The sequence below is a fragment of the Brevundimonas sp. genome, assembly GCF_016463295.1.
GTDB lineage: Bacteria > Pseudomonadota > Alphaproteobacteria > Caulobacterales > Caulobacteraceae > Brevundimonas.
This window is the reverse complement of the sequence record NZ_JAEMRO010000002.1, coordinates 39,258-61,338: the sequence shown is the minus strand read 5'-3', so window position 1 is coordinate 61,338 and position 22,081 is coordinate 39,258. Positions and strand designations below refer to the sequence as shown.

Sequence of the window (22,081 nt, the reverse complement as noted above, 5' to 3'; positions counted from 1 at the left end):
TCTCTTGCAACGCCTGAAATTCGACCCGCGCCCGGACTGGCAGGCCCGCGCCGACAGCCTGGGCTTCACCTGGCACCATGTGTCGGGCGAGCAGTACTGGGACGAGACCGCCGCCTATGCCTTTTCGATGCAGCAGATCGAGGACGATCTGGAGGCCCCGACCGAAGCCCTGCACGCCATGTGCCTGGATCTGGTCGATGAGGTGGTCAAGTCCGAGCGGCTGATGGCCGATCTGGATATCCCGGAGGCCATGCGGGACTATGTCGCCGACAGCTGGAAACGTGGCGAGCCGTCGCTGTATGGCCGGTTCGACTTCTTCTACGACGGCACCGGCCCGGCCAAGCTGTACGAATACAATGCCGACACCCCGACCTCGGTCTATGAGACGGCGGTGTTCCAGTGGCTTTGGCTGGAGGACCAGATCGCGTCCGGCGTGCTGCCCGCCGAAACCGACCAGTTCAACAGCCTGCATGAAAAGCTGGTCTCGCGTTTCCGGACGATCTTTCCGAACGGCGGCTTCATGCATTTCTCGTCGGAGCCGGACTTCGTCGAGGATCGCCAGACTGTGCTGTTTCTGGAGGACCTGGCCAAACAGGCCGGTCTCGATCCGCAGTTCGTGGCCCTGGGCGACATCGGGCTGAATGCCGACGGCCGGTTCGTCGATCACGAGAACTGGCTGATCGGGGCGCTGTTCAAGCTGTATCCGTGGGAGCAGATGCTGCGTGACGACTACGCGCGCCCTCTGCCGACGGCCGAGGTCACCGTGCTGGAACCGGCCTGGAAGAGCCTGATCTCCAACAAGGGCATCCTGCCCCTGCTGTGGGAGCGGCATCCCGGCCATCCCAATCTGCTGGAAGCCTATTTCGAGAGCGATCCGGCCCACTCGCGGCTGGGCAGCTCCTACGTCCGCAAGCCGCTGTTCTCTCGCGAGGGGGCCAATGTCGAACTGGTCGAGCGCGGCGTGGCCGATCCCGTCCTGGACGGTGGCTATGGCGACGGCATCCACATCCGCCAGGCCCTGTGCCCGCCCGCCCGGTTCGACGACAACCACGTCATCATCGGCTCCTGGGTCGTCGGCGATGAAGCCGCCGGTATCGGCCTGCGCGAAGACGACACACGGGTGACGCGCAACACGTCACGCTTCCTGCCGCACTTCATCCGGGACTGAGCGCGCTCACCCCGACCGCTGCGACGGCCTCACACTCGCTGAAGCGCCACCTGCACGACATCAGTGCGGCCCGTGCTGAAGCCCGCTTCGCAATAGGCCAGATAGTAGCGCCAGAGCCGCCGGAAGCGGTCGTCGTAACCCATTGTCTGGATGCGCGGCCATCCGGCATCGAAAGCCTGTAACCACAGGCCCAGGGTTCGCGCATAGTCCTGACCGAACTCCTGTGTGATCTGTCCCGTCAAGCCGCTCTTGCCGATCGCCGACCACAGGGCCGTCTGGCCGGGAAGCATGCCGCCCGGAAAGACGTGCAGCTGGATGAAATCGGGTCGCTTGCGATAGCTGTCGAACAGGGCATCGTCGATGGTGATGATCTGCAATCCTGCTCGGCCACCGGGAGCGAGGAGATCGTGCACGCGGTTGAAATAGGTCGGCCAATAGGCTTCGCCGACCGCCTCGAACATCTCGATGGACGCGATGCGGTCGTAGCGCCCCTGCACGTCGCGATAGTCAACCAGCTGGACATCGACCCGCTCGGCAAGACCTTGCTCGAACGCCCGCCTGCGCGCGATTTCGGCCTGCGAGGGCGACAGGGTGATGGCTGTTACCTTCGCCCCGAGCGTTCCCGCCGCATACACCGAAAAGCCGCCCCAGCCGCAGCCGATTTCCAGCACCGAATGATCGCGCTGGATGTCAATCGACCGCGCCAAAGCCTCGTACTTCCGGGTCTGCGCCTCGGGCAGTGTCAGCGTCGGCGGATCGAACAGAGCCGCCGAATAGGTCATGCTGGGGTCCAGCCACTGGGCGTAAAACTCATTGCCCAGATCGTAGTGGGACATGATGTTCCGCCGCGACCCGGCCCGGCTGTTGCGCTGCAGGGCGTGAGCGATGGCATTGAAGCCTCTCAGCATCGGCACGCCCGACATGATCTGGTCCAGGGCGTCGTAGTTCAGGGCAAAGGCGGTCAGCAGTGCCGCCAGATCGGGTGTATCCCACTCGCCGGCCATATAGCCTTCGGCAAAGCCGATATCGCCGCGCGTCAGCAAGCGCAGGAAGGCACGCCATCGCGTCAGGGTCCATATCGCCTGAGGCCCCTCCCCCACCGCTCCGTCATCGCCCCCGATCATCATCCGCGTGCCGTCCGGCAGGGTCACCGCCATCGTCCCAAAGCGCCAGAGGCTGCTGAGCCGGCGCAGGAAAGGACGCGCGAAAGCAGGCGCAGCGGACACGTCGCTTCGTGACGCGCCGGTCATCCTGCCGAGATGTGAAGCTGAGCCGTCCATGTCTGAAAAGTCCGTCGAAACAGCGACGTGGGAATGAATGGCCCCGACGCAACCTGCCTGTCTAGTGTCGGGAAAGCTACGGTCGACACTGCCGATCAGATGCGAGGCACACCCTAAACCGGGGTCAGGGCCCCGCTGGCCACGACCGGGCCGGTCGGGTCGCCCGAAGGCGATCCGCCCAAAGGCTCCAGCGTGATCGCCAGGCTAGCCGTCTCGCCGTCCGGACCCAGCAGCTTCGCCGTGTCCAGCACCAGCGCCTCACGCCCGTTCAGCACGCCGAGCGAAACCGGAGCCTGTCCTTCGGGCAGGACCCACAGCTCAAAGGACCGATCAGCCTGGGCCTGGCCCGCTACGGTCGCGACGATCAGCCGGTCATGCGCCTTGTCGAGCGTAACGACGAAGGATGTCGGCCCAGCCTCTTCTTTCAGGAGGGCGATGGAGGTCAGAACCGGCGCAGCGCCGGGCACCTGACCGGGCACGGTCACCACGCGAGGCGGCGTGAGCACCAGGGCGGCGACGGCCACCGCGGCGGCCAGGCTGGCGACCGCCGCAACGCCGCGCCAGACGGCGACACTGTTCCAGACCCCCGCAGGTCTGGTCGTCGACACGCCCAGTTGAGCGGCGACGCGCATCCACACGACACGCGGCGGCGTCTCCGGCTCGATCTCGGCCAGCAGGGGCATCAGCCGCTCCTGCCAATCGGCGACCTCGGCTGCGAAAGCCGGCTCGGCGGCGATACGGCGTTCAGCCTGTGCCCGTTCTTCGGACGTCAGGACGCCGACGACATATTCCGCCGCCAGCTGCTCGTCGGGGGTCAGATCATGATCGGTCATCGGGCGAGACAGGCCTTAAGCTTGAGCAAAGAGCGCCGGATCCAGCTCTTCATCGTGCCGGTCGGCACATTGTGACGCTCGGCTACGTCCTGATAGGTCAGCCCCTCGAAGAAGGCGCTGCGCAGGGCCGCCTGGTGGGTGGCGTCCAGTTCGGACATGCAGCCCTGAAGCTGACGCACATCCTCGCCGCGCACCAGCGAAGCCAGACTGGATTCGGCTTCGTCCGGCACCTCGTGGGCCTCGTCGATCGGCTTGAAGCTGCGCCGACCGAGCTGACGCTGGCGATCGATGGCGCGGTTGCGGGCCAGGGCGGCCAGCCAGGTGATCGGGCTGGCCCGCTCGGCGTCGAACCGGTCCGCCTTGCTCCAGACGGTGATATAGACTTCCTGCAGCACGTCCTCGGCCTCGCTTCGGTTGCCCAAGATACGCAGGCATACGCCGAATAGTTTCGCCGAGGTCGCGTCGTAGACCGCCTTCAGCGCGGCGCGGTCGCCCGACGCCACGCGCTGAAGATTGGCGACGAGCGCCTGTCGGTTCTGATCAGCATCCATGCGTGGCATTCGTCCGTGGCTTGGCCTTATGGCTTACACGGCCCCGCGCGGCGGGCAAGTCAGCTTGAGACGGCCCGCGAGGCAAAATAGCCGGCCGCCGCCGCCGCCGTGGTCACAAAGGTGCCCCAGGCCAGATCGGCCAGGGTGATCGTCGTGCTCCAGGTCTTCAGCGTCGCCTGGTTGGTCAGATCATAGGTCGCATAGGCCACGAAGCCCAGCAAAGCCCCGTTGATCAACGCCTTCTGAAGCGAAGCCTCCTTCAGGGCCGGGGCCGTCGCCAGGGCTGTAATCCCGAAAATATAGATCAGATAGAAGGCCACAGCCGCGACCATATTGACCTTGGGGGCCATGATCGGCCCCAGCACGGGCTTGTACAGCCGGTTCCCCATCAGGGTCAGCCAGATGATGTCCAGCACCAGGAACGCGACGGCCGAACCGCCATAGGCTGCGAGATATTTCAACATGCTCAGACCCCCTTCAATCGATAATGGCTGACGCCCCAGACCTGGCCGTCACTGTCGCCGAACAGACCGGCCGTGGCCATGAAGAAACGCCGCCAGCGCCGCATCCACAGGGCATAGTCGGTCCCATAGACGTCCTTCATCAAGCCGCGAATCTCCGGTTCGTTGCGATCGAAGTTTTCCAGCCAGTGATTGGCCGTGCGCTGATAGTGGGTGCCGCTCCAGCGCCAGTCCTGCTCGACCTCGAACAGGTCCGGATACTGCCGCATCAGGCCGTGGCTGGGCATGATGCCGCCGGTGAAGAAATGCTGGGCGATGAAGTCGGCCTTGTCGGACACCTCGAAGCGATAGGGCGTCGTCACATGGCTGAACACATGGATGAAAACCCGACCCTCCGGCTTCAGCCACGTCCGCACCCGGCCCAGCAGTTCACGCCAGTTGGCCATGTGCTCGAACATCTCCACCGAGACGATGCGGTCGAAGCGCTTCGCCGTCTGGAACACATTCATGTCTGCGGTGACGACCGTCAGATTGGTCAGGCCCAGCCGCGCGGCCTCGGCATCGATGGCCGCTTTCTGACTGCGCGAGTTTGAAACCGCCGTGATGGTCGAAGCGGGATAATGGCGCGCCATCCACAGCGACAACGATCCCCAGCCGCAGCCCAGTTCCAGAATGTGCTGGCCGTCCTGCAAGTCCGCATGCTCGCAGGTCTGGCGCAGGGCGCTGACCTCCGCCTCGGCCAGGGTCGAGGATGGATGATCGTAGAAGGCGCTGGAGTATTTTCGGTTCGGCCCCAGGGCCAGTTCGAAGAAACGGGCAGGCAGTTCGTAGTGCTGGGCATTGGCCGCCTCTGTGTACTCCGCCACCGGGCGTTGAGCCATCTCCTCGGCGAAGGCCTTTTCGGCACCGGGCTGAACCGTCGCCATCTGCTTGCGGGCATTGGCGACGAAGGCCGCAATGGCCGGGCGGGTGATGAAGTCCGGCGCAGGCGCGTCCTGCAAGCTGTTCAGGTGATCAAGCAGACTCATGTCAGGCGCGGTCCTTGGAAAACACGTTCAGGCGAGGCAGCAGGGCCCCGACGCGGGATTGATAGTCGCGGTAGGCATCGCCGCGCGACTTCAGCATGACCTTCTCCAGCGGCGGCACGCCGGTCATGTAGCGAAGGATTACATACATCACGACCGGCGCGACCAGCGCGGCCCAGCCCGCGGGCCATTGGCCACTCAGGTCGATCGCGATGACCGGATAGGCCAGCCAGATGACCCACTCGAACAGATAGTTCGGATGGCGCGACAGCCCCCAAAGACCGCGATCCATGACCTTGCCCTTGTTCGACGGATCGGCGCGGAAGCGGCGCATCTGCTCGTCCGAAAGCGCTTCGCCGCCAATGCCGATCAGCAGGATCAGCGCTCCCAGATAGTCCGTCAGCATCAAGGCGTCGCTAGGCCTCAGCGCTGCGGCCGCGATCGAAACACACAGCAGGGTCGTCGCCGGAGCCTGCACAATGGCCAGGCCATAGAGATTGCGAGAGAAGTTTGGGCCCCACTCCTCGGTCAGGGCGACGTAGCGCGGATCGGCATGCCCTCCCCCCACGCGTCCGGCGATGTAGCTGCCCAGCCGGATCGACCAGACAGCGACCAGCGCCGCGACCAGCCACTGGCGCGGCCCGGGCATGCCCGCCCACGGCGTCAGACTGACCAGCACACCGGCGATGCCCGTACCGAAGGTCCAGAAGACGTCGGTCCATCCCCCGTTGCGAGTCTTCAGCACCGTCCACCAGGCCAGCGTCATCGTCAGGGCCATGAAGGCAAAGGCCAGTGCGAGGGCGATCAGCAAGACAGTCTGGTCCTTGAGAAAGTTGAGCGTCACAGTTACGCGCAAAGTCGGGCAAGGATGCATCGCATCCCGCTGGATTGCAGCACCGTATATCGAACACGCCTCGCGCATCTGCGCAGGCCACCCGCCGGAGACCGCTTGATGTTCGAAAGCCTGCCGCCCTCACCGCCTCAACCCACGACAAAACGACTGCGCGTGGCCGTGATCGGTGCGGGCATTTCAGGCCTGTCCTGTGCCTGGCTGTTAGGCAAAACCCACGACGTCACGCTGTTTGAGGCGGCGGGGCGCTTAGGTGGCCACGCCAATACGGTGGACTGCAACGGCGTGGCCGTGGACACCGGCTTCATCGTCTACAATGAGGTCAACTATCCCAATCTGACGGCCCTGTTCGCCCACCTGAAGGTGCCGACCAAACACGCGGACATGTCGCTGGCGGTCTCGCTAGACGATGGCGATCTGGAATATGGCAGCCGCAGCTTGGCCTCCATCTTCGCTCAGCCCGAAGCGCTGCTGAGGCCGCGCTTCTGGTCCATGCTGGCCGATCTGAACCGGTTCTACCGCACGGCGCCGGGACATCTGGCGACCCTGGATCCCGTGATTTCGCTGTCCGAGTATCTGCGTAGTCATCGCTATGGCGTGGCGCTTCAGGAAGATCATCTTCTGCCCATGGCCGCCGCTATCTGGTCGGCCTCGGTCGAGGGGATCGGCGATCACCCCGCCGCCGCCTTCATCCGATTCTTCCAGAACCACGACCTGATGAAGTTCGTCGGGCGCCGGACCTGGCGCACCGTCGACGGCGGAAGCCGGTCCTACGTAGAGGCTATCGCTGCCGACTTCGCCGGCACTGTGCATCTGAACGCCCACATCGCCGCCGTGAACCGCACCGACGGTCAGGTCCGCATCGACCACCGCGACGGCTCACACCAGATTTTCGATCAGGTCGTCTTCGCCACCCACGCCCCGACGACGCTGAGCCTGCTGGCCGACACCACCGCCGACGAACGGCGCGTCCTGGGGGCCTTCCGCTACACGCCCAATACCGCCGTGCTGCACGGTGACCGCCGCCTGATGCCCAAGCGCAAGCGGGCCTGGGCCAGCTGGAATCACATGGGTCATCGCGCCGAGCCCGGCTCCGGCGGTGTCAGCTACTGGATGAACCATCTGCAGAGCCTGAAGAACGCCCCCGACCTCTTCGTGACCCTGAACCCGCATACGCCGCCCGCGGCTGAGCTCACCTATGCCACCGACCACTACGAGCACCCCCACTTCGATGCAGGGGCTTTGAAGGCTCAGTCGGAACTGTGGTCGCTGCAGGGCCAAAGCGGGGTCTGGTTCTGCGGGGCCTATTTCGGCGCGGGCTTCCATGAAGACGGCCTGCAGTCGGGTCTGGCCGTGGCCGAGCAATTGGGGGGCGTCCGCCGCCCTTGGACCGTCGAGGACGAAAGCGGGCGCATCCACATTTCGCGCGCGACCGATCCCGTCCGACAGGTGGCATGACCGGAGCGTCCGCCCTCTATGTCGGCCCGGTGACGCACCGCCGGTTCAAGCCGAAGATGCATGCGCTCCGCTACCGCGTCTTCATGCTTCTGCTGGATCTGGACGAGCTTCCCGGCCTGTTCAGCAGGCTTCAGCTACTGCGTCCGGGCCGCTTCGGCCTGATGTCCTTCCGCGCCCGCGACCATGGCGACAAGGCGCATGACGATCTGAAAACCTACGTCTCAGGCCGGCTGACTGACGCGGGCATCGAGAGCGGCGGGCCGATCCGCCTGCTTTGCATGCCGCGCGTGCTGGGCTACGGCTTTAACCCGCTCAGCGTCTATTTCTGTCACGACGCCGAAGGGCGACTGACGGCCATCCTCTACGAAGTCCGCAACACCTTCGGACAGCGCCACAGCTATCTGATCGCGACGCCCGAAGACGGCCCGGACTCCGTGCAGCAGACTGCGCCCAAGCGGTTCTACGTTTCACCCTTCATGGACATGGATCTGACCTATGTCTTCGATGTCGCCCCGCCCGGCGAGGACGTCAGGATCACGATCCAGGTCCGCGACGACAAAGGCCCGGTCCTGACCGCCGCCTTCGCGGGTCAGCGACGCGAACTGACGGACGGGGCACTTTTCCATGCCTGGATCACTCATCCCCTGCTGACGCTCAAGGTCATGGCGGGCATTCACTGGGAGGCGGTCAAGATCGTCGCCAAGGGTTTCCGCTTCCGTGGCAAGCCACCCCTGCCCGCCCAACCTGTCACCATCGGCACCATGGTCACGCCGTCCCGCGAAGGAGCCTCCCATGCGTAAAGCCTTGTCCGTACTCGCTGCCCTGTTCCTGACCGCCGTCGCCTCGACCGCCAGCGCCCAGGCCCCTCAGCCGCGCCAGTCCATCGACATCGACCGCTTCATGGGCCGGTGGTACGAGATCGTTCGCACGCCGAACGATGCCCAACGCAACTGCCACGGGGCCAACCAGACCTGGGCGAGGCGGTCCGACGGCACCTTCGACATCGCCCTGTACTGCCACCGCGACCGGCCCGGCGGACGGCTGAGCACCACGCGCTCGCGCGCCCGTATCACCGACCCCCGCACCAACGCCAAGTTCGAGGCCAGCTTCTTCGGCGGAATCATCAAACGCCAGTACTGGGTCATCGACCGCGGCGACAGCTACGACTGGATGATCGCAAGCACCGCCGACGGCCAGTTCGTCTCCATCCTGACCCGCGATCCCAACATCAGCGCCGCACGCCTGGACACCTTACGGGCCCGCGCGCGTCAGCTCGGCCTGCGCACGTCGACCATGCAGGTGGTCGATCACTGAACGCGGGCCAGTGCCCCCTCGGCCGTCAGGGTCGCATCGGCGTTCTCGACGATGTCCAGCCTGACCGCGTCGATGCCGTGCCGCGTCTTCAGCTCGGCCAGCCAGCCAAACAGGGCCGCGCTCGACACATTGGCGGCGGTGAAGCCGAAGGTGCCGGTGGCGTCCATGCCCGTCACGATTGTCAGGCCCGCCGTCTGGGCGGCCTGCACCGCTAGAGGCTCGATGGCCGGGCCGTCGGTCGTCGCAGCCGGCTTCGGCAGCGCCCCGACCTGCCGCTGGACAAAGGCCAGGTCGGTTTCGGCCTGCACTCGCCGATCGGCCGCCTCAGCTCTCCAGGCCCACAAGGGCTGAACGATCAGCAGCCAGACGGCACACAGGGCGATGACCAGCACCATCGCGCCCAGCATCCGCTGCTCACGCACCGTGCGCCCGTCGAACCAGGCGCGGGCCCTGTCGATCACCCCGTTCATGTCGCGGCTCCGATAGTCACGTCGCTGACGACGCGACCGGCGTCGTCCAGGGTGCTGGTGTCGTTCAGCCGCAGACCCGCCGTCGCGACAGCGCTCTTGAGGGCATCAAGGTCTTGATAGGTCGGATAGCTGACCGTGGCGCGCACGCCCCCTTCCGGGTCCGAGACGAAGATATCCAGTTCCGCCCCCTCGACCTGCTCGACGGCGGCGAACAGCACGGCGGCGGCTGACGTGATGCCTCCGGGGGGCGGTGCCGTCGCCGCGCCCTGACGGAAAGCCGCGACCGGGTCGGGTGCGCCGGCGGCCTCGGGCGAGACCTGGGCGATCAACTCCACGGTCTCTGCCTCCGCCTGACGGGCTGCCCCCGTGTCGCGCGCCGCCTGCGCTGCGGCCAGAATCAGCGGCGACACCAGGACCGCGGCCGCCAGGCCCGCAGCCAGTCGCCAGCCTCGCCGATCTGAGGTCTTCTCCCGCCCGACCGCGTCCAGCAGATTGACTTCCGGCGACAGGGCCGCCGCGATCATCAGCCGTTCGACCTCGGCCTCTTCCGTGACCGGATGCACCATACGATCCCCGGCAATCAGATCGAGCAGGTCGGGCTGGATCGTCGCCGCGAACCGATGCCCCCGAAGCGCCAGCCCCGTGCCGAAGGTGACGGCGGCCAGACCGTCCTCCGCCAATGGAGCCTCCAGCGTCAGCATGTCGGGCAGGATTACATCCGCCTTGATGCCCAGCGCATCCAGATAGTCGACCCAGGCCTCGACCAAGGCCCGGCTGGCCACCACCACCATACGCGGCTCGCCCGCGGGCACCGCCCGCCCCAGCGACACCGTGACCCGATCCGGCGTCGCCGCCAGGTCATCGCGCAAGGTCCACAGGGCCGCCGCCCTGACCTGGGCCACACCACCGACCGGCAGGTCCAGCCAGCGCACCGACACGTCCCCGCCCGGCGCAATGGCCACGGTGCGCATGGGCGGCGGCGTCTCGCCCGCATCCAGCGCCAGTCGCCCGCGCTGCAACACGCTGCCGCCCGCATCGAGGATCAGATAGGGGGCCGGCTCGGTCGCCAGGGCCGGGATAAGGATCAGTCGGGTTCGGCTCATTCTTCAAGGGTCCAGCGCTGGATCACGGTTCGGGCTCCGCCCTCGGGCGGCGCATGCAACAGGGCGGTACGGACGGCGCGGGTGCCGCCATAGTCAACGTCGATCCTGAGGTCGAAGAAGCGGGTCAGGACGGTCACCTGCTCGCGGGCCTCCTGCGGCACGACCAGACCGGTCAGGGCGGGTTGGCTCCAGAAAGCGGTGCTGTCGGCCCAACCCTCGGCCGGTCGTCGGGCGATCACGCCCCGCGCCGCCTCCAGCCCCAGCTTGCCGTCGGTCAGCATGACCAGCAGCGGGGCATCTTCCGGCCCCAGGGTGTTCACATTGATCGGCGACAGGCGGCTGACCGGGAGGGCACAGACATGCGGGCGCAGGCGGCGATACAGGTCCGCATCCATCCCCTTGATGGCCCTCAGCTCGCTGACCTCGGCCAAGAAGACACCGCCCGTTCGATAGGGTTCCGCTCGCCCCGCATAGGCTCCGTCCTCGGCTCCCAGCGGCAGGGCGGTCGTATCCGCGTCCAGCCAGTCGGCCAAGGCCTCGGCTACAGGGCGCATACGGCTCTCACCCAGGCCCAGCGCCCGACCCAGCGCCACGAACTGCGTCATCCCCTGCGGTCGCGCGATCAGATCCTCGCCAAACCCCTCGACAACGCTGTTCAAATTGAAACAGGCCTGGCCGTCACGGACGACGGCCGTGATCGTGCCTTCCTCGATCGGGAACGACAGCACCCGCCCGTTCCACTCCGGCTCCAGAGGCGTGCGCGTCGGGCTGAGCGTCAGCAGGCGGGCGACCTGGCGACGAGCCAAAGCTTCAGCCCCGTCGGCGTACCACTGGGCCTGGGTCTGGGTTTCCGCATTGGTCGCGCGGCGCACCGAGAAGCGCACGTCATCCAGCACCGCCACTGCGATCACCGACATGACAGCGACCAGCAGCAGCACCGTCAGCAGGGCCATACCCTCGCGCCGCCTCCTGTCCCTGTGCGGCCTCATCGCCCGCCCCCAACCAGGAACAGCTGATCCACTGGCCCATAGCCTTGCAGCGTCATCACCACCCGCACTGCATCGGGCATCGGGCTGTCGAGACGGCTGTTGAAGGCCGGGGCCTCGGTGCCGTCCTTGAGAAAGGTGACGCTCAGGCCGCTGACGCCTTCGTACAAGACTTGCGGGGGGCCGGGCCGCGCCCCGTCCAGATAGCCGGACACCCGCCGCTCCAGCCGATCTTCGACCAGGCGGTATTCGACCCGCTGCAGCGATGGCCGTGCCTGATCGCCCGGATTGCTCAAGCCGGCGCGGGTCAGGGTCAGGGCGGCATCGCCCGCCTGAACGGCCCCGGTGATCGGCTGCTGCTGCGGGCGCCCGGTCGGCCCGCGCGTGCGCCGCGCCGTCGCCTGACCCAGATCGGCCCTGAGCAGGGCTCGCGTCCGTTGAAGGTCCGCTGTGCGGTCGGCCGCCGCCTTGATGGCGAACTTGTTGTCGATCGACAGGCTTAACACCGCCGCTCCCGCCGCCGCGATCAGGGCGAAGATCAGCAGGGAGATGAGCACTTCAACCAAGGTGAATCCTGAGCGCTTCATCCCGCCCTCGCCCTGAACAGGGTGCGGTCGGCGGCCTGGCCTTCCTCGGTCGAGACGCGGATCAGAACGCGCTGGATCTCCGGATCGTCCGTCGCAAAGACGGTTTGGGACCATCGCCATGAACGGCCACCCAAGGTGGTTTGACCAGAAGTCTCGCCCTCCCCCAAGCTGGGTGCGATGGCCGCCTGGACCGCCAAATTCTCGGCCACGATTCCACCCAGTGTGCGATCCTCGACCCGCGCCTGCGACCGCGTGTTCTCTCCCGCAAGGTTCAGCAGGGCCATGGCCGCGAGGCTGAATACCGCCAGAGCGACCAGCAGTTCGATCAGGGTGAATCCCTGGCGCGATGCGCTAGTCATCGACCGACACCTCGCCCGCGCCATCGACGGACACTGTGCTGGACTGGCCGTCACGCGACAGGGTAACAGTCGCAGGTTCGCTCGCACCGGTGGGATCGAAGACAACGCGCAGGGTGGCGCTGGGCAGGCCTGCCGACGTTTCCGTCTGCCAGACCTCCTTGCCGAAGGGGCCGTCAGTGAGGGCCGTCCACTGAACGCCGTCGAACTGGCTGAAGCCGTAGCCGCGCGCCGTCGCCTCCACCGCAATGGAGCGATTGGTCAGCACCGCCTCCTCGCGCGCCCGCACCAGTCGTGCGGCGAACCGCTCGGCTTCAGCCCCTACGGGCGGTCGCGGGTCTGGCACGGACAGCACCACAGCCCCCGCCGCCAACCCCAGTATGGCGACGACCATCAGCAGTTCGACCAGGGTAAAGCCTTGCCGCTTTGACAGAGCGCTATCGCTCGGCTCACGGAGCCTCGCTGCTTGAGCGCAGACCCCGGCCATCGCGCTCAAGCAGCGAGCGACCGCGTCGCGTGCGCTAGCGCCCCCTTCACGTCTGCCAGTTCCCGAGGTCTGCATCATTGCCCTCGCCCCCCTCCTTGCCGTCCGCGCCCAGGGAGTAGACGTCGAACTGGCCGCCATGCGCGCTTTGGCGGCGATACTGGTAGGGGTTACCCCAAGGGTCCTCGGGCAGGCGCCGGATATAGCCGCCCTGGCGATACCGCTCCGACTGGGCCAGGTCGGCAGGCGCGGTTGTGAGAGCATTCAGGTCGTCGGGAAAGGTCAGGTTGTCCAGCCGATAGGTCTCGATCGCCTGCTCCAGAACGGAGATGTCCGCCTTGGCCTTGCCGACCATGGCACGGTCCTGGCTGGGCAGGACATTGATCGCCACGACGGTCGCCAGCAGGCCGATGATCACGATCACCACCATCAGCTCCACCAATGTGAATCCCTGGCGCTTCCGACGCTTGCGGGCAGCTTTTGACTCGATCATCTCACTCACTCCTCACCCCATCGCCAGGGTATTGATCTGTAGAATCGGCAGCAGGATCGACAGAACGATCAGCGCCACCACCCCGCCCATGACCACGATGATCGCCGGCTCCAGCAGGCTCAGCATCACGGCGGTGAAGGTGGCGAACTCGCGATCCAGATAGTCGGCGGCGCGGTCCAGCATGGGCTCCAGCCGCCCACTGCTCTCGCCCGAAGCGGTCATGTAAACGAGGATCGGCGGGAAGACGTCTGCGCGGCGCATGGCGGCACTCAGCCCCCCGCCCTCGCGCACGGCATCGGCCATGGTCTCGGTGGCCAGACGCAGACGGCGGTTCGACACCGTCCGCGCCGTGATTGTCAGCCCCTCCAGCACCGGCAGGCCCGAGGCGATCATGGTCGACAGCGTCCGCGCCATCGTCGCCCCGTGCAGATCGCGGCTCAGCCGACCGACGATCGGCAGTTTCAGGACCACAGTGTCCGCCTTCAGCCGCGTCGCCGGATTGCGCAGGGCCACAGCCGCACCGATGCCCGTCAGGACCATCAGCAGGATGGCCAGCCAGCCCCAGGTATGCATCGCCTCGGACAGGCCGATCACCAGCCGGGTCAGCAGCGGCAGGGTCTGGTTCATGCTGTCGAACTGATCGACCACCTTGGGCACCACGAAGGTCATCAGCGCCCCGATAACGCCGAGGGCCACGACCGCCAGAACTGCAGGATAGACCAGAGCCGTGATCACCTTGCCGCGCACCGTCTGGTCCCGTTCCAGCCCGTCGGCCAGCCGCTCCAGAATGGGCTCCAGCGCCCCCGAGCTCTCGCCCGCAGACACCATGGCGCGATACAGCGGTGGAAAGGCCTTGCCCTGCCGGCCCATGGCCTCGGACAACCGATGCCCCTCCAGCACCCCTGCATGCACCCCTTCCAGCACCGCCCGCACGGCGGGTCGATCGGCCTGGAGTGCGATGGTCCGCACCGCCTCCTCGATCGGCGCGACGGAGACGAGCGTCGCCAGCTGCCGCGTGGTCAGGGCCAGGGTCTTGGCGTTCAGACGGCCCCAGGCTTTGGCCTTGCCGTCCGCCTTGTGAACCGTCCGGCGTGTCGGGGTGATCTCCAGCGCCATCAGCCGACGCCGGTCCAGCGCCTGACGCGCCGCCCCTTCGTCCGCTGCGGTCAGCGCTCCGCTTACCGTGCGGCCGGCCGCGTCCACGGCCACATAGTCGAACGCCGCCATCAGCCGACGGCCTCCCGTACCGGTTCGACGACATCGTGCGCCTCGGCCGTCTCCTGACGCGTGACCCGCACCGCTTCCTCGACCGAGGTTGTGCCGTCCAGCACCAGCGCACGCGCCCGCCGGGTCAGAGTGCCCGAGGCGTCAAAGGCCACGGCATTGATCGCCTCCTCCTCGGCCTCGGCGGCAATCAGGCGGCGGACGCGATCGTCGACCTTGATCAGTTCGTACAGACCGACCCGACCGACATAGCCGGTCTGGTTGCAGTGGACGCAGCCCTGGGGCCGCCACACCGTCTGACCGGCCTTGACCCCGACCAGCCGTGCCGTTGCCGCATCCGCAGGCTCGGCCCGGCGGCACTCGCCGCACAGCCTGCGCACCAGCCGCTGCGCCACGATCAGTCGCAGGGTCGAGGCCAGCAGGAAGGGCTCGACGCCCATGTCGCGCAACCGGGTGATCGCCCCCGCCGCATCGTTGGTGTGCACCGTCGACAGCACCAGATGCCCGGTCAGCGAGGCCTGAACGGCGATGCGCGCCGTCTCCACGTCGCGGATTTCCCCGACCATGACCACATCCGGGTCCTGACGCAGGATGGCCCGCAACCCCGCTGCGAAGGTCATGCCGACCTTGGTATTGACCTGGGTCTGGCCGACCCCGTCGATGGCGTATTCGACCGGATCCTCGACCGTCAGGATGTTGCGCGTCGCATCGTTCAGCAGACTGAGACCCGCATACAGGCTGGTGGTCTTGCCCGAGCCTGTTGGTCCGGTGACGAGGATGATCCCGTTCGGTTCCTTGAGTGACGTCCTGAAGGCCTCCAGCGCGTCAGGGGCCATACCCAGTTGTTCAAGGCTCAGGTCGGCCTGATCCTTGTCGAGGATACGCAGCACCACCCGCTCGCCCGCCCGAGACGGCAGGGTTGAGACACGCACGTCCAGCGTCTTGCCGCCCAAAGCCAAGGGGATGCGCCCGTCCTGCGGCACCCGCTTCTCGGCGATATCCAGCCGCGCCATGACCTTGATACGCGACACCAGCAAGGGCGTGATCCGCGGATTGAGCGACAACGCCTCTCGCAGCACCCCATCGACCCGCATGCGAACGGTCAGCGTGCTCTCGAACGGCTCCAGATGGATGTCCGACGCCCCAGCTCGCACCGCCTCGGCGATGATGCCGTTAATCAGCCGGATGACCGGCGCGTCGTCGGCCGTATCCAGCAGGTCGGCGGCGGCGGGCATGTCGTCGATCAGACTGTCCAGACCCGAGGGCATGGACAGGTCGTCACCGTCCGTCGCGGTCAGGTGATCGCCCGCATAGACCTGTGACAGACGCCGGTCGAACTCCGCCTGGCTCAGGCGTTCGACATGCAACGGTCGCCCCAGCGCGCGCCGCGTCTCGATCAGGGCCTGGGGGTCCGCACCCTCACGAAGGCCGACCACCGCCACCTCGCCCGCGTCCAGCAGGATGACGCCATGCCGCTTGGCGAAGCCATAGGGCAGTGTCGGATTGACCAGGGTGATCATGACGCCGTTACCGTATCACTGTGGTGCGACAGGGTTGTCGACGGGCGGCAGGGGTTCGGCCGTAACCGCATCCGGCGCGATGATCATCGTGGAGGGCGCGACCGGCGGCTGGGCCCGCATATAGTCACGTAGCATCTCGTCCAGGCTGGGCTCGCGGTCAGGCACGGCCGTCAGCTGCTGCTGACGCATATAGCCCCAACGGTCGGCGGCTAGGGTCTGGGCGTCGGCAGCACTGCGGATGATGGTTGGGCGAATGAAGACCATCAGATTGGTCCGGCCCCGCTGGCGGGTGGTCGAGCGGAACAGACCCCCGATGACGGGCAACTGTCCCAGACCCGGTATCGCATCCACGGCCAGACGGTCGTTCTGGTCCAGCAGGCCACCCGCTACGGCGATGTCGCCGTCGTCCACGACCAGGGTCGTTTCCAGTTCCCGCTTGTTCAGCACCAGATCGTTCGCCCCATCGGTCAGCACGCCGTTGATGCTGGACACCTCCTGACGCAGGAACAGGGTGATAGAGCCCCCGGCATTGATCTGGGGCCGCACGATCAGCTTGACGCCGATGTCCTGGCGCTGGGTCGTGCGGAACGGGTTGGAGTTGCCGTCCAGCAGTGTCTCGCCCGTCGTGATCGGCACTTCCTGGCCGACCAGGATCGTCGCCTCCTCATTGTCCAGCGTCATCAGCGACGGCGTCTGCAACAGGTTGGAGCCGCTGTCGGTCTTGGCCGCATTGATGATGAAGCCGAACAGGCCGTCGCCGATCCGCCCCCCGGCCCCACCAATGAAGCCATTGGCTCCCAGCAGGCTGTTGACCGCGAGATTCTGCAGCTGGCGACGCAGGGGATCATCCTCGTCGAGATCGGTCGCCGCCGCACCGCCCGCGATGGGCAGCAGAGGCGTCGCGCTGTTGGAATAGTTCGTCAGGCCGATGGGCGCGCCGTCCTCTCCGGCCAGTAGCCACTGGACACCCAGCTCCTTGACCGCGGTGTCCGACAGTTCGACCACGATGGCCTCGATCAGCACCTGCTGGCGGCGCTGGTCCAGTTGGCGGATGACTTCGGACAGCATGCGCTGGGTGTCGGCTGAGCCGGAGATGACCAGGGCATTGGCTCCGGGGAAGCGCGCGATCGTGGCGCGCTGGCCCGGCAGCGGCGCGGCGGGTGCAGAAGTCGAAGCTGGCGTCACGTCGTCGGTCGTCGCTCCGGCGCGCGACGTGCCCGGCTCGCGCGGCGTCGCATTGGCGCTGGCCGCCGTCACCTGCTGGCCGACGATCTGTTGCAGCACCGGCAGCAGTTGCTCGGCATTGGCGTGCTCCAGGAACACCACCTTGACGTCGTCCGCCGACAGGGCGCGGCGGTCCAGATCGTCCACGAGGGGCCGCACCCGCGCGATGGCCGACGGATCGCCCCGCAACACGATAGAATTGGAACTTTCGACGGGCGTCACCGACACCATGCCCGACCCCGGCTGCCCGCCGGGCGGAGCCAGTACCGACTGCAGTACCGCCGCGATCTCGCGCGCCGAGGAGTTCTCCAGCGTCACGACCTCGAACCCGGTCCGGTCCACATCGATGCGCGCGATCAGGGCACGGACACGGGCCAGATTGTCGGCGAAATCGGCGACCACGATGCTGTTGGCCCCGGGGTTGGCCAGCACCTGACCCTGCGCCCCGACCAGAGGCCGGATCGTCTCGGCGGCCGAGGCGGCGTCGATGTTGCGAAGCGCGAAGACCTCGGTCGAAAACCGCTCATTGCCGACGGTCGACGGCCCCTGTGCCGCGCCTTGGGCCGGGCTGATGCGATAGGCACCCGACGACGTCGGCGTCACCACGAGGCCGTTGGCGCGCAGGGTCGACAGGAAGACCTCAAACAGCTGGGCCCGGCTCAGATTCCGGTCGCTGGACACGGTGACCGTGCCTGTCACGCCCGGATCGACGATGAAGGTGCGGCCCGTCGAGCGGGAGATGTCCTGGATGAAGGCGCGGATGTCGGCCCCCTGGACGTTCAGGGTCTGGCCGCCTGCCGCCTGGGCATAGGTAGGCATAGTCGCCAGCGGAGCCTGAACGGCCAGAAGCGCGGCCACGGCGGCCGTCAGCAGGGGGCGGGATCGCATCAGCGGCCTGTCCTTATAGTAGTGGTCTGCTCCACGCCATTCCGCTCGAAGCGGATCTCGGCGCTGGTGCTGTTGGAAAGCTGGCCACGCAGGCCGGCAATACGGGCCGGACTGTCCAGCGCCTGCCCGTTGACGGCCAGGATGACGTCGCCCGAGCGAAGCCCCGCCGCCGCAAGGGCCGAGCCGTCGCCGGTACCGCTGACGGTAAAGCCGTTGATGCCGAGCCCCTGCATGCGCGGACGCAAGCCTGCCTGGGCCATCAGCCGCGCCGGATCGACGCTGGGACCGGCCGGTGTGGCCGCTGCCGCCTGACCGGCTTCGGCCGGGGCCGCGCCCTGGGGCGTAACGACTTGCGGCTCGGACGGCGGCGGGGGTGGCGCAGCAGCCCCCATCGGCAGCTCTGTGAACATCAGGCGGCTGAGCGACTCGCCACGCGCCATCACCACGTGATCGTTGGCGACGGAGCGCAGAATCAGGCCCGGCTCGATCTCGTCGCCCACACCCACCGAGACTTGACGTCCGTCGGCCAGGCCGATGATGGCCGAGCCGCCGCCGGTGCCGTCGGCGCGGACGCCGTACAGGCGCATCTGGCTGCTGCCCTGAGCCGTCGCCTCGGTCAGGGCCCCCGGGGCACCGGTGCGGAAGAAGGCGTCGAACCGCTGAAAGATGGAGTAATCCGGCGCTGCGACCGTCGCCGGTGCGGCATTGGCGCTGATGATGGGGGACGGAGCCAGAAACAGCCAGACCAGTCGCGCAATCTGGACCAGCAGGACGATGGCCAGTGCGACCTCGATCCCGCGCCGCAGACGCGCCCGCCCGACGCCCGGCGCATCACCGGTCGGCCGGAGCTGACGGTTCCAGTTGCGAAAGGCGGCGATGACCATGACTTGCCCGACAGGGGCCTGAAGCGGCCCGGCGCGATACCTAGACCGATCGTCCGTATGCGGGCTTCACCGCCATGTGACGCCCGCGAGAACTTGCCGTGACGGTTAGGGGCAGTCCGGACGAAATGACGCCAAACCGTCTTGAACCAAAACGGGGACCGGCGCGTCGCCGGCCCCCGTCACCCGTGGATCAGAAGCGTGCGGTCAGGCTGACCGAGGCGCTGGTGCCCAACTCGTAGTTGTTGATCAGGATCTTGTTTCCAAGCTCCTGGAACTCGTCATAGTCGGTGTTCAGCAGGTTGCGCAGTTCGAGCGAGAAGCCCAGGTCGCGGCCCGCATACTCGAAGTCCTTGCGGTAGACGAAATCCAGGAAGACGCCCGGATCCTGCACATAGTCGGGCTCGCGGCTGCCCGCGCTGCCCGCACCACGTGCCGTGATGCGCTCGCTGACATAGTTGACGATGAAGGTCGCCTGCGAACGCGCCGTGTCGTCTTCCCAACCCAGTTGCAGGTTGGCCACATGCTCGGACTGGCCCTGAAGGCGGCTACCATCCTGGATAAAGAAGGTCGCATCCTCGTCGGCCCCGCCACCGCCCGGCGTGCGGACGACATCGCCTGGCTCGACGCTGACTTCGGAGTCGGACCAGGTGTAGTTGGCCTGCACCAGCCAGCGCTTGTTGGCGATGAAGGGCATGGCGTTGTCGGGGAATTCGAAGAACTTCTTGGCCTCGACTTCGGCCCCGAAGATCGTCGCTTCCGGTGCGTTCAGGAACGACTGCTGGCGCTGGTCCCCCGTCAGGACGACGACGGATTCAACCGGCTTGTCCAGTTGCTTGTAGAAGACACCAGCGGTCAGGAACTGCTGGCGCGCGAAGAACCATTCGTAGCGGGCGTCCAGGTTCAGGATTTCCGTATCGACCAGGAAAGGGTTGCCGGTGAACTCGCGGTCGCTCTCCGGGTCGATGTAGGACTGCGGGGCCAGTTCGCGGAACTGGGGACGACCGATCGTCTGGGATGCGCCGATCCGCAGTTGCTGATCTTCGGCGAAGTTCCAGGTCGCGGTGAACGACGGCAGGAAATACTGCTCTTCGATGCTGGTCGGGGCGAAGGGTGCCGCGCCACCGAACAGATCGCGCGGCGTCACCGTCAGCTCACCGTCCTCGAAGCGAACACCCGCCGTCGTGCGAACGAGCGGAATGATCTCGGCATCGACCTGGACATAGGCCGCCGCGACGGTCAGTTCGGCCTCATAGGCCCCGGCGCCGTTGGTGCCGGCGATCTGACGCAGTTCGATCGTCGTCGGATTGATGTTGAAGTCCGAGTACAGGAAGTCGATGCGCGATTCCCGCTGCTCGTCCGTCAGCGCGCTGACGGCGGCCAGTTGCAGGTCATAGCGCGTCGCATCGCGGCTGCTGTCGGTGTAGGCGACACCGGCCTTGAAGACGATCTCGCGCAGGTCCGACAGCGGCAGGGTATAGCTGACGTCGGCCCCGCCGGAGATGACATCCTCGTCCAGCTCGCTGAAGGAAATCTGGTTCGAAGGGTTATGGATGAAGTCGCCGTCGGCGTTCACGCCATACTGAAAGCGGGACTCATAGGGGGCGTCGCGCGATGTCCGAGCATAGGCCGCACGCCAGTCGAGTTCCAGAGTGCCATCCATGAACTGATGCTCGCCGGCCAGCTGGCTGGAAAACAGCTGGCGCACGAACCATTCCGTGTAGTCGTCGCGCAGGACGCCGCCGCCCACGCTGAGGTCAGGGCCGACGCTGGAGCGGGCTTCCTTGGTCGTGTTGCGGACGTAGAAATTCGTCCACTTCACCTCGTGGTTTTCGTTCGAGAGCGACAGGGCCCCGAGGAAGTTCAGCTGAATGTCGTTCTGGTTGGACTCGAACGCCTTGTCCGTCACGGGCACCAGGATGTCGCCCGAAAACTGGCCTTCCTGCTGGCGACCACGACGGCCGCTCCAGCTGTTGTCATAGCCGGCGACCGCGATCAGGCCGAAGGTGCCCAGGCTGCTTTCGCTGGACAGGCCACCGGCCAAATCGAAGCCGAAATCGACCGGGGTATTGTCGCGCTGCAAGAGCCGCAGCGGTGCATTGACCAGCGACTGGCCCATGCGTTGCAGTTCGGCGGTCGTGAAGTTGGCGCGGTTGATCTGGCGACCCGACTGGAAGGCCGCGTTGATCAGACCGGGGACTTCGCGCGTGTCATCATCAAAGCCGGTGAAATCCGTGCGCGACCCGTAGTAGATCAGGCCTTCTTTGTTCGTCGTCTCGGAGTTGGCCCCGATCGACGTCGACATGGTGAAGAAGGGCTCGTTTGGAGCATCGACGGTGCGCAGGTCGATGACGCCGCCGCCGAACTCACCGGGGAAGTCGGCGGAATAGGTCTTCTGGACCGTCACACTCTCCAGAATGCTGGACGGAAACAGATCCAGCGGGACGACGCGTTGCAGCGGCTCCGGACTGGGCAGGGGCGAACCGTTCAGCAGCGCCGACGAATAACGCTCGCCCAGGCCACGCACATAGATGAAGCGCCCTTCCACCACCGTCAGGCCGGTGACGCGCGTCAGGGCCTGGGCCGCGCTGGAATCGCCCGTGCGCTGCAGGTCCTCGGCGGTCAGGAAGGCGGCCACTTCGGCGCTCTCCCGGTTCGGCTCGGGAATATAGCGGCCCAGGACGACGATCTCGTCCAGCTCGGCTTCCGGCTCCTGCTCGGGCTCAGGCTCGGCCTGGACAGCGGGCGTCTGGGCGGTCGCGGCAGGGGGCGTGACCGGAGCCGGTGTCTGGGCATGGGCCAGGCCGGGCGCGATCAGCGCGCTGGTGGCCAGGAGGACCCCGCTCAGGGTCAAGGAAAGGGTCTTCATGATCTGCGCCTTGGAGAAGTTCAACGGAATACGCGAAAGCCGGAGGCGACCCGGTC

At 66.6% G+C, this 22,081-nt stretch carries 22 protein-coding genes; 4 read left to right on the top strand and 18 right to left on the bottom strand.

All coding sequences use genetic code 11. The features are described 5' to 3' along the window. Positions 1 to 4: 4 nt before the first annotated feature. Complete coding sequence (locus JHC81_RS01385; protein ID WP_292169706.1) at positions 5 to 1,168, top strand: glutathionylspermidine synthase family protein; 1,164 nt, start codon at positions 5 to 7, stop codon at positions 1,166 to 1,168. 29 nt (positions 1,169 to 1,197) lie between these two features. Here the strand turns inward: JHC81_RS01385 and JHC81_RS01380 are convergent, their stop codons facing one another. The 6 genes from JHC81_RS01380 to JHC81_RS01355 all read right to left on the bottom strand — a co-directional run bounded on the left by JHC81_RS01380 (position 1,198) and on the right by JHC81_RS01355 (position 6,129). Next, a complete protein-coding gene (locus JHC81_RS01380) occupies positions 1,198 to 2,325 on the bottom strand; it encodes a cyclopropane-fatty-acyl-phospholipid synthase family protein (RefSeq protein ID WP_292169705.1) in 1,128 nt (375 codons plus the stop codon). A gap of 236 nt (positions 2,326 to 2,561) precedes the next feature. After that, positions 2,562 to 3,281, bottom strand: coding sequence for an anti-sigma factor (locus JHC81_RS01375; protein WP_292169703.1), 720 nt, complete (start codon positions 3,279 to 3,281; stop codon positions 2,562 to 2,564). Then, complete coding sequence (locus JHC81_RS01370; protein ID WP_292169702.1) at positions 3,278 to 3,832, bottom strand: sigma-70 family RNA polymerase sigma factor; 555 nt, start codon at positions 3,830 to 3,832, stop codon at positions 3,278 to 3,280. Before JHC81_RS01370 ends, JHC81_RS01375 begins: the two co-directional genes overlap by 4 nt. A 59-nt stretch (positions 3,833 to 3,891) precedes the next feature. Beyond that, positions 3,892 to 4,296 (bottom strand): DUF2177 family protein, encoded by a 405-nt coding sequence (locus JHC81_RS01365; RefSeq protein ID WP_292169700.1) that lies wholly within the window; start codon positions 4,294 to 4,296, stop codon positions 3,892 to 3,894. Between the two features lie 2 nt (positions 4,297 to 4,298). After that, entirely contained in the window at positions 4,299 to 5,321 is a 1,023-nt protein-coding gene (locus JHC81_RS01360) for a cyclopropane-fatty-acyl-phospholipid synthase family protein (protein WP_292169698.1), read from the bottom strand. Between the two features lies 1 nt (position 5,322). Continuing rightward, positions 5,323 to 6,129 carry a DUF1295 domain-containing protein gene (locus JHC81_RS01355; protein ID WP_292169697.1) on the bottom strand — a complete coding sequence of 269 codons (807 nt, stop codon included), beginning with the start codon at positions 6,127 to 6,129 and terminating at the stop codon, positions 5,323 to 5,325. A 141-nt stretch (positions 6,130 to 6,270) separates the two neighbouring features. Here JHC81_RS01355 and JHC81_RS01350 point away from each other — a divergent pair, with 141 nt between their 5' ends. Genes JHC81_RS01350 through JHC81_RS01340 form a run of 3 tightly spaced genes read left to right on the top strand, consistent with a single transcriptional unit; the run spans position 6,271 to position 8,940 of the window. Then, entirely contained in the window at positions 6,271 to 7,626 is a 1,356-nt protein-coding gene (locus tag JHC81_RS01350; protein ID WP_292169696.1) for an FAD-dependent oxidoreductase, read from the top strand. Beyond that, on the top strand, positions 7,623 to 8,426 hold the full coding sequence (locus JHC81_RS01345) for a DUF1365 family protein (RefSeq protein WP_292169694.1): 804 nt from the start codon (positions 7,623 to 7,625) through the stop codon (positions 8,424 to 8,426). Before JHC81_RS01350 ends, JHC81_RS01345 begins: the two co-directional genes overlap by 4 nt. Next, positions 8,419 to 8,940 carry a lipocalin family protein gene (locus tag JHC81_RS01340; protein WP_292169693.1) on the top strand — a complete coding sequence of 174 codons (522 nt, stop codon included), beginning with the start codon at positions 8,419 to 8,421 and terminating at the stop codon, positions 8,938 to 8,940. Before JHC81_RS01345 ends, JHC81_RS01340 begins: the two co-directional genes overlap by 8 nt. On the opposite strand, the gene gspM is transcribed toward JHC81_RS01340, so the two are convergent. From gspM to JHC81_RS01280, 12 genes are all read right to left on the bottom strand, one after another. After that, positions 8,934 to 9,410 (bottom strand): type II secretion system protein GspM, encoded by a 477-nt coding sequence (gene gspM, locus JHC81_RS01335; RefSeq protein ID WP_292169692.1) that lies wholly within the window; start codon positions 9,408 to 9,410, stop codon positions 8,934 to 8,936. The two genes, JHC81_RS01340 and gspM, sit on opposite strands and share 7 nt — an antisense overlap. Beyond that, complete coding sequence (gene gspL / locus JHC81_RS01330) at positions 9,407 to 10,513, bottom strand: type II secretion system protein GspL (protein WP_292169690.1); 1,107 nt, start codon at positions 10,511 to 10,513, stop codon at positions 9,407 to 9,409. Before gspL ends, gspM begins: the two co-directional genes overlap by 4 nt. Further along, a complete protein-coding gene (gene gspK / locus JHC81_RS01325) occupies positions 10,510 to 11,466 on the bottom strand; it encodes a type II secretion system minor pseudopilin GspK (protein WP_292169688.1) in 957 nt (318 codons plus the stop codon). The genes gspL and gspK overlap by 4 nt, the downstream gene beginning before the upstream one ends. 32 nt (positions 11,467 to 11,498) lie before the next feature. Then, a complete protein-coding gene (gene gspJ, locus JHC81_RS01320; protein ID WP_292169686.1) occupies positions 11,499 to 12,086 on the bottom strand; it encodes a type II secretion system minor pseudopilin GspJ in 588 nt (195 codons plus the stop codon). Next, complete coding sequence (gene gspI / locus JHC81_RS01315; RefSeq protein WP_292169685.1) at positions 12,083 to 12,445, bottom strand: type II secretion system minor pseudopilin GspI; 363 nt, start codon at positions 12,443 to 12,445, stop codon at positions 12,083 to 12,085. Before gspI ends, gspJ begins: the two co-directional genes overlap by 4 nt. Continuing rightward, entirely contained in the window at positions 12,438 to 12,929 is a 492-nt protein-coding gene (locus JHC81_RS01310; RefSeq protein WP_292169683.1) for a GspH/FimT family pseudopilin, read from the bottom strand. Before JHC81_RS01310 ends, gspI begins: the two co-directional genes overlap by 8 nt. A 46-nt stretch (positions 12,930 to 12,975) precedes the next feature. Beyond that, positions 12,976 to 13,419 (bottom strand): type II secretion system major pseudopilin GspG, encoded by a 444-nt coding sequence (gene gspG, locus JHC81_RS01305; protein WP_292169681.1) that lies wholly within the window; start codon positions 13,417 to 13,419, stop codon positions 12,976 to 12,978. A gap of 12 nt (positions 13,420 to 13,431) precedes the next feature. Further along, the gene (gene gspF, locus JHC81_RS01300; RefSeq protein ID WP_292169679.1) at positions 13,432 to 14,646 is read right to left on the bottom strand and encodes a type II secretion system inner membrane protein GspF; all 1,215 of its coding nucleotides are present in this window, start codon (positions 14,644 to 14,646) and stop codon (positions 13,432 to 13,434) included. Then, entirely contained in the window at positions 14,646 to 16,163 is a 1,518-nt protein-coding gene (gspE, locus tag JHC81_RS01295) for a type II secretion system ATPase GspE (protein ID WP_292169677.1), read from the bottom strand. Before gspE ends, gspF begins: the two co-directional genes overlap by 1 nt. A 15-nt stretch (positions 16,164 to 16,178) precedes the next feature. Then, positions 16,179 to 18,275: a type II secretion system secretin GspD gene (gene gspD, locus JHC81_RS01290; RefSeq protein WP_292169674.1), complete on the bottom strand. Its 2,097-nt coding sequence runs from the start codon at positions 18,273 to 18,275 to the stop codon at positions 16,179 to 16,181. Continuing rightward, the gene (locus tag JHC81_RS01285; protein ID WP_292169672.1) at positions 18,275 to 19,159 is read right to left on the bottom strand and encodes a type II secretion system protein N; all 885 of its coding nucleotides are present in this window, start codon (positions 19,157 to 19,159) and stop codon (positions 18,275 to 18,277) included. The genes gspD and JHC81_RS01285 overlap by 1 nt, the downstream gene beginning before the upstream one ends. Positions 19,160 to 19,349: 190 nt before the next feature. Continuing rightward, positions 19,350 to 22,025, bottom strand: a complete 2,676-nt coding sequence (locus tag JHC81_RS01280) for a TonB-dependent receptor (RefSeq protein WP_292169671.1) — start codon at positions 22,023 to 22,025, stop codon at positions 19,350 to 19,352. Positions 22,026 to 22,081: the final 56 nt, after the last annotated feature.

Excerpts from the sequence above, each read along its gene's own strand:
- JHC81_RS01380 (WP_292169705.1), bottom strand. The coding sequence starts at position 2,325 with ATGGCGGTGACCCTGCCGGACGGCACGCGGATGATGATCGGGGGCGAT.
- JHC81_RS01375 (WP_292169703.1), bottom strand. The coding sequence starts at position 3,281 with ATGACCGATCATGATCTGACCCCCGACGAGCAGCTGGCGGCGGAATAT.
- JHC81_RS01370 (WP_292169702.1), bottom strand. The coding sequence starts at position 3,832 with ATGGATGCTGATCAGAACCGACAGGCGCTCGTCGCCAATCTTCAGCGC.
- JHC81_RS01365 (WP_292169700.1), bottom strand. The coding sequence starts at position 4,296 with ATGTTGAAATATCTCGCAGCCTATGGCGGTTCGGCCGTCGCGTTCCTG.
- JHC81_RS01360 (WP_292169698.1), bottom strand. The coding sequence starts at position 5,321 with ATGAGTCTGCTTGATCACCTGAACAGCTTGCAGGACGCGCCTGCGCCG.
- JHC81_RS01350 (WP_292169696.1), top strand. The coding sequence starts at position 6,271 with ATGTTCGAAAGCCTGCCGCCCTCACCGCCTCAACCCACGACAAAACGA.
- JHC81_RS01345 (WP_292169694.1), top strand. The coding sequence starts at position 7,623 with ATGACCGGAGCGTCCGCCCTCTATGTCGGCCCGGTGACGCACCGCCGG.
- JHC81_RS01340 (WP_292169693.1), top strand. The coding sequence starts at position 8,419 with ATGCGTAAAGCCTTGTCCGTACTCGCTGCCCTGTTCCTGACCGCCGTC.
- gspM (WP_292169692.1), bottom strand. The coding sequence starts at position 9,410 with ATGAACGGGGTGATCGACAGGGCCCGCGCCTGGTTCGACGGGCGCACG.
- gspL (WP_292169690.1), bottom strand. The coding sequence starts at position 10,513 with ATGAGCCGAACCCGACTGATCCTTATCCCGGCCCTGGCGACCGAGCCG.
- gspK (WP_292169688.1), bottom strand. The coding sequence starts at position 11,466 with ATGGCCCTGCTGACGGTGCTGCTGCTGGTCGCTGTCATGTCGGTGATC.
- gspJ (WP_292169686.1), bottom strand. The coding sequence starts at position 12,086 with ATGAAGCGCTCAGGATTCACCTTGGTTGAAGTGCTCATCTCCCTGCTG.
- gspI (WP_292169685.1), bottom strand. The coding sequence starts at position 12,445 with ATGACTAGCGCATCGCGCCAGGGATTCACCCTGATCGAACTGCTGGTC.
- JHC81_RS01310 (WP_292169683.1), bottom strand. The coding sequence starts at position 12,929 with ATGGCCGGGGTCTGCGCTCAAGCAGCGAGGCTCCGTGAGCCGAGCGAT.
- gspG (WP_292169681.1), bottom strand. The coding sequence starts at position 13,419 with ATGATCGAGTCAAAAGCTGCCCGCAAGCGTCGGAAGCGCCAGGGATTC.
- gspF (WP_292169679.1), bottom strand. The coding sequence starts at position 14,646 with ATGGCGGCGTTCGACTATGTGGCCGTGGACGCGGCCGGCCGCACGGTA.
- gspE (WP_292169677.1), bottom strand. The coding sequence starts at position 16,163 with ATGATCACCCTGGTCAATCCGACACTGCCCTATGGCTTCGCCAAGCGG.
- gspD (WP_292169674.1), bottom strand. The coding sequence starts at position 18,275 with ATGCGATCCCGCCCCCTGCTGACGGCCGCCGTGGCCGCGCTTCTGGCC.
- JHC81_RS01285 (WP_292169672.1), bottom strand. The coding sequence starts at position 19,159 with ATGGTCATCGCCGCCTTTCGCAACTGGAACCGTCAGCTCCGGCCGACC.
- JHC81_RS01280 (WP_292169671.1), bottom strand. The coding sequence starts at position 22,025 with ATGAAGACCCTTTCCTTGACCCTGAGCGGGGTCCTCCTGGCCACCAGC.